This is a genomic window from Bacillus hominis (genome assembly GCF_018332515.1).
GTDB classification, from domain to species: domain Bacteria; phylum Bacillota; class Bacilli; order Bacillales; family Bacillaceae_G; genus Bacillus_A; species Bacillus_A hominis.
On sequence record NZ_BOQD01000261.1, the window covers coordinates 1 to 6,589 of the forward strand.

At 34.6% G+C, this 6,589-nt stretch carries 5 protein-coding genes and 1 pseudogene; all 6 read right to left on the reverse strand.

Going from position 1 to position 6,589, the window contains the following annotated elements:
* Positions 1-417: 417 nt before the first annotated feature.
* Complete coding sequence (locus KI356_RS21520) at positions 418-2,547, reverse strand: sigma 54-interacting transcriptional regulator (protein ID WP_212936396.1); 2,130 nt, start codon at positions 2,545-2,547, stop codon at positions 418-420.
* Between the two features lie 144 nt (positions 2,548-2,691).
* The gene (locus KI356_RS21525; RefSeq protein WP_128282265.1) at positions 2,692-2,940 is read right to left on the reverse strand and encodes a biotin/lipoyl attachment domain-containing protein; all 249 of its coding nucleotides are present in this window, start codon (positions 2,938-2,940) and stop codon (positions 2,692-2,694) included.
* Between the two features lie 27 nt (positions 2,941-2,967).
* On the reverse strand, positions 2,968-3,258 hold the full coding sequence (locus tag KI356_RS21530) for an SAV0927 family protein (protein ID WP_212936397.1): 291 nt from the start codon (positions 3,256-3,258) through the stop codon (positions 2,968-2,970).
* 17 nt (positions 3,259-3,275) lie between these two features.
* Positions 3,276-4,556, reverse strand: coding sequence for a Glu/Leu/Phe/Val family dehydrogenase (locus tag KI356_RS21535; protein ID WP_212936398.1), 1,281 nt, complete (start codon positions 4,554-4,556; stop codon positions 3,276-3,278).
* Positions 4,557-4,740: 184 nt separating this feature from the next.
* Entirely contained in the window at positions 4,741-6,090 is a 1,350-nt protein-coding gene (locus tag KI356_RS21540; RefSeq protein ID WP_128282262.1) for an APC family permease, read from the reverse strand.
* Between the two features lie 420 nt (positions 6,091-6,510).
* Positions 6,511-6,589: pseudogene (locus KI356_RS21545) on the reverse strand (ribonucleotide-diphosphate reductase subunit beta); the annotation flags it as partial.

Below are 6,589 nucleotides of genomic sequence, written 5' to 3' on the forward strand. Positions count from 1 at the left end.
TCCCCCACTGATTATGAGCCTTCACCAATCGGGCGTTTACGGGCAGCAGGGCTCCTACCTAACTTCTTTTCTCCACCTGAATTTTGAGGTGGGAGTTTTACTGCCTACAAATAGCGGGATAAACTGACTATTTTCTTAAAAACAACAAACAATTTATGCATTTTCGCATACACTATTCCATTTTGCATAAAGTGAAGGCTAATAATCAGTGGGGGTTTACGGGCAGCAGGGCTCCTACCTAACTTCTTTTCTCCACCTGAATTTTGAGGTGGGAGTTTTACTGCCCACAAATAGCGAGATAAAACAGAACGTTAATCATTTCTGCTACCGCCTTCACGACTCGGGACTTGAACCCTAGAGAATATGTACATGCTGAGCGCACACAAAAAGGAGAAGTCTATGTGACCTTCTCCTTTTTTAGGAATAAGAGATGATATCAGCCGCTATCCCTTTTTCACTAACAATTTTTTGATATTTACGACTCACTGAAGATTGGCTGATTCCAAGAGCTTTTGCAGCCTTAGTCGTTGTTTTATACTGCTTCATTGCAAGTAAAATCAATTGTTCTTCTACAGAATGTAGTGCTTCTTGTAATGGTAATACTCTTGTAATAACTGGTTTTGATTTTTTAAAGTCATAACGAGGTGTTAAAAACTTACTAACAAACTCCGCTTCAATGACCGGATCGTCTGCTGATACTACTAAACGTTCAATCATATTTTGTAATTCACGTACATTTCCTGGCCATGAGTAAAACTCTAGTAAGCTAAGCGCATCTGGAGTTAAATGATAATTTTTATTATATTTTTCATTTAACTGTTGCAAGAAATGAAAGGCAAGTACCGGAACATCTTCCATTCGCTCTCGTAGAGGAGGAACTCGCAACGGAATTACATTTAGGCGATAAAACAAATCTTCACGGAATGTTCCAGATTCCACCATCTTTTCAAGACTCTTATTTGTAGCAGCAATAATTTGTACATTTATTTTCGTAGGTATTGTACTTCCAATAGGAATTACTTCTTGTTCCTGCAGGACTCTAAGCAATTTCACTTGCAAATGTAAAGGCATTTCTCCAATTTCATCTAAAAATAAAATACCTTGATCAGCCTGCTTAAAATATCCTTCTTTTCCATTTTTATCGGCTCCTGTAAAAGCACCTTTCGTATAACCAAATAGTTCACTTTCTAACAAAGTTTCTGGAATTGCACCACAATTTAATTTTAAAAATGGCTTTGACGATCGGTTTCCAAGTTGATGAATTGCTTGGGCAATTACTTCTTTTCCGACACCAGATTCTCCAGAAATAAGAACATTGGAAGAAAAATCTGCTATTTTTTTAGCTTGGTTAATAATTTGCTCCATTTTCGGACTACAGTAAATAAGCTTCTTAAGAAAACGATCTTTATTTTTAAAGTCATCTAACTCCTTCTTATATTGCTCTGATATCTTCTTTATTTCATGTAATTCTGTCTTCAATCTCGTTGCTTCGGTAATATCCCTTGAGGCAATAATAATACGATGAAGCTCTCCGTTTTCATTAAATACAGGGTTTCCAACTGCTAATATTTTTCTTCCACTTTTTGTTTCTTGTACAACTGATACCTTTTTTTGTTTTTCCAACACTAATCGTGTAACAGATGGACTAAATAATCCTTTCTTTTCTAAGTCTAAAAGATTTTTTCCTAAAAGGTCTTTTAAATTACTCCCCCAAAAATCATTGATAACAGTTTCACTATAACGAATTAATTCCCCTTTATGATTAACAACTAATATTTCATCATAAATACTAGATAAGATTGCATGTAAATCTTTATTTAAATCCTTTATATATTCAATTTCCATCGCCATGTCCTCGACCATCGGCAAATCTTGCACAATAATAACCATTCCTTCAATACTTTGATCAAAGTTTGGAATCGGACTATAGTCAACTAATACACCCATCTCATTTGTGATTTGTAATTGATTCAAGATCGTTTTTCCCGTTGTAAATACGTTATTAATGTGTTCTTCATTAAAAATCAGTTCTGCTGGTACATTCATAACTTTTTCAGGAGTCGATTTAATCATCTTCAAACCAGACTCATTGCAATTTACAATTTTCTTCTCACGATCTACTACAAAAATCCCCATTGGAATAGACGTTAAAATAATTTTCAATATATCAACACTCTGATTTTCTTGTTTAAATAGTTCTGCAAAAACATCCTCTCTTCTTATATATCCTGTTATCTCATCCATTTCATTTTTTACTATGACAATCGGCGCTCCAATAATTTGAAAAAGAGCTGTTAAAGAAATATCTTTACTAAGATGACATATTGTATCTAGTGAAATAGCATTTGAAAGCAATACCTTAGAAGTTAATCCCTTACTATTTGATAGCAGATCCTTCACATGAACGTATGCAAATAATTTCTCCCCTCTTTTTAAAAATAGAAAAGATTCTTTTATATTTTCAACATCTATATTCCATTCCTTTTCAGATTGATCGATAGGTAGAGAAACAATAGGTCTAATTTTTTTATGAGCAATGGAAAACATTCTGCTATTCCTCCTTTGAGCTATTTAATTTGTATTGTATCATTAAATACAGATTTTTTTAATTAATCTGAAAATAAAGCGTTTTTTCCTTTACTTAATAAAAAAAGGAAGATGAACACCTCCATCTTCCTCATTGTTCTATCATTAATCACTACCACTAACGAAAAGATCTTCTTGAATATAAGCTAATACCATACCTGGAATTACTTTATCTCCTGCCTCTACTTCTAAAGATTGAACTTCTCCACTACATCCCATCTTAATTACTTCCAGTTTACCATTCATATCTTTAATAGAGAATAATGGCTCCCATTCATAAATTCGAGAATCCTTATCAATAGACACTTTTTCAATTATTCCATAACACGGACTCGTAACAATATCATAATACACAATCAATCATCCCTTTCTTTTATTCTATTAATATTGTTCTTCTAACCTTTGTGACTGAAGAATCGTATAGAAAAAGCTTTGAAGCTCTTCTATATCTTCTACCTCAATTCCTAGCCTTGGTGCCCAATATTGTTCCTCTCCAATATCTTCTTGACTTAATAAAACCATTCTCCCATTTTGAATTGAGGTAACCATTGCTTTTCCAAGAAACTGTTGTGAATACGTAACAGCTATATCATAACGATGACTATTCGACAAAATACAATAATAACCGATTGATTGTCTCTCCACTTCTTCTAATAAAATATCCAGTTTCATTTAAGCCCTCCTTTAGGTTAAAAATACAACCAACCTCTTAGGCGCGATGCTTCTACAATCTTGCGAACCCCTTCAATATAAGCAGCAATTTTCATATTTACTCCAAAGCGTTTAGAAGTATCAAGTACGTTAGAAAAACTAGATGTAATTTTCTCCTTTAAACATTGATCAACATATTGCTCCGTCCAGTAATATCCTTGGTTATTTTGACACCATTCAAAATATGAAACAATTACGCCACCAGAGTTTGCTAAAATATCTGGAACAACCAAAATTCCCTTTTCTTCTAACATGGTTATCGCCTCTTTTGTTGTTGGTCCATTTGCAGCCTCAATGATAATCTTACATCCAAGCTTTCCTGCATTATGTTTTGTAATGACTCCTCCAATTGCCGCCGGAATGAGTACATCACATTCTTTTTCTAACAACTCCTGATTAGAAATTGTTTTACTAAAGAGATTCGATACTACACCGAAAGAATCTCTGTTTTCTAGTAAATAAGGAACATCTAGACCGTCTGGATTATAAATTCCTCCTATAGCATCTGATACCCCGACTACTTTCACACCAATATCATATAAATATTTCGCCAAATAACCTCCAACATTCCCAAACCCTTGAATAATAACTCGCATATTTTGCAAAGGAATTTGTTTTAACTCACTTACTAACTGAAGTGTATACAATACACCTTTAGAAGTTGCTGTTTCCCGCCCTTGTGATCCTCCTAGCATTAATGGCTTCCCGGTTATAAAGCCTGGAGAGTCAAACTCCCTGATATGGTCATATTCATCTAACATCCAAGCCATAATTTGCGCATTTGTATACATATCAGGTGCTGGAATATCTTTCGTCGGTCCCACAATTTGACTTACTGCTCTTACATACCCACGACTCAGTAACTCTAGTTCTCTAAAACTCAGCTCCTGTGGATTACAAATAATCCCGCCCTTTGCGCCTCCATATGGCAGTCCTGTCACTCCACATTTCAAGCTCATCCAACCAGCAAGTGCTTTCACTTCTTCTGCCGTAACATCTGGATGAAATCTAATACCACCTTTTGTTGGCCCTGCTGCGTCGTTATGCTGAGCGCGATACCCTTGAAATACCTTTGTTGTTCCATCATCCATTCGAACAGGAATGCTTACTTCTAAAAAACGCATTGGTTTTTTCAGAAATTCGAATACTTCGTCTGGATAACTTAAAAAATGAAGCGCCTCTTTTAATATAGCTTGAAATTCCTCTAAAGGATTTTCAACTTCAACTGTATTTGTATGTTTTTCTGATTGAATCGGCACGAGATAACACCCCTCTTTATATTTTACTAATTGTACAAAGCAATAATCGTGCCAAGTGAAAATACTACGTTAATCATATCGTGTCATCCCCTTTACTTATGAATCTTTGAATGACTTATGCAATGCTGCATGATTATCAAATATAAAAAAAAGACATCGGAACTTATCCGATGCCTTTTTCTTTTTATATTTCCTGTGCTTCTTCAAAATGCATTTGCGGGGGAGCTGAACGGAACATATTTGTAACATATAGAAGGTACCCAATTCCAATAGCAGCCCAGCAAATCCCTAGAATAAGTGAATGAATATTGAGGTTAAACCATAGAACTGCGACAGTACCAGCACCTAAAATAGGCATCACTAAGAAATTTAAACAGTCTTTTATCGTTTTATATCTTTTTTTCTTAATTACATAGTAGGAAATTACAGATAAATTAACAAATGTAAATGCAATAAGCGCTCCAAAATTAATAAGAGATGCTGCCGTTTCTAAATCAATGAATATAGCGGAGAGCGAAATAATTCCTACAATAACAATGTTATATACTGGCGTTCGCCAGCGAGGATGAATGTATCCGAATATTTTCTTCGGAATTACATTATCTCGCCCCATTACGTATAATAACCTGGATACACTTGTATGAGAAGCTAAACCGGACGCAAGTGTCCCCATAAGGGTTCCTACTAAAAAGAAAGCTTGAAATAATTTCCCACCAACATATAGTGCAATTTCTGGAGATGCTGATTCTTGATTTTTAAATACAGATGTATCTGGAAACATAGATTGTGTAAAATACGTCGTAGTAATGAATAAAACTCCACCGATTAAAGCAGTAAGAAAAATAGCTCGAGGAATTGTTTTCTCCGCGTTTGGTGTCTCTTCTGAGAATGTAGTTACTGCATCAAAACCTAAAAATGAGAAACAAAGAATTGTCGCACCTGCAACTAACGGTGATATTTGTATATCTGATTGAAAAAACGGCTGAATGGAAAAGATTTCTCCTGTACCCTCTCCCGATAATAAGCCTTTTATAACTAGAAAAACAAACACGGCCATTACTAACACTTGAAATATTACTAAGAACGTATTGAAATTAGCAGTAACATTTACGCTAATCATGTTTATTAATGTAATCAGGAGAACAAAGCCAATGACCCATACCCAACTAGGAACACTTGGAAAAAAGGCTGACATATAAATTCTCGTTAATAGTGCGTTCACCATTGGTAGAAATAAATAATCCAATAACGCGGACCATCCAACGAGAAACCCAAGCCTTGCACTAATTGTCTTCTGTGTATACGTATAAGCAGATCCTGCGGTAGGAAAAACCTTTACCATTTTTCCGTAGCTTGCAGCGGTAAACAACATCCCCGCTAATGCAATAAGATAAGCTCCTGGAACATGTCCACCCGTTTTTTCCGAAACAATTCCAAACGTATCAAATCCAACCATCGGTGTCATGTACCCGACCCCTAGCATAACAATTGACCACAGCCCTAATGAACGTTTTAAACCAACTACTTTTCCCACCTATCATTCCCCCTACTTTCTCTATCTAATTTCCATTTAAAAATCGACAGTTAAAAGGAAGCGTTTTCAAATGACTATATATCACACCGAGTATTACCTCCCTTTTGTTGTTTTTTAAATATTCATGCAATTTTTAAGCCAAAATTTCTAGAGTTTAAAAATTCAATACTAAAAAGAACATATAGGTGGAATTAGGCCTCATTTCTTATCATTTTTTATTCATTTTGACATAAGTTATTCAATCTCTCATACTGCTAAATATAAAAAAAACAGAACTTTAATCCGTTTTTTATTTTCACTTCCTCATAAATTATACTTTTACGAGATAAAAATATTTTCATGAAATAATAACGTTATGTAAACTATTCATAGCAAAAAAGCTGTCTTTTCTATAAAGACAGCTTTTTCTATAACACTATATTAAAAATTGAATACGAAGTCATCGTCTGCTAACTTTTCAACGTTCGTTGCTTTTACGTAACCATTTCCTTTTACCGAG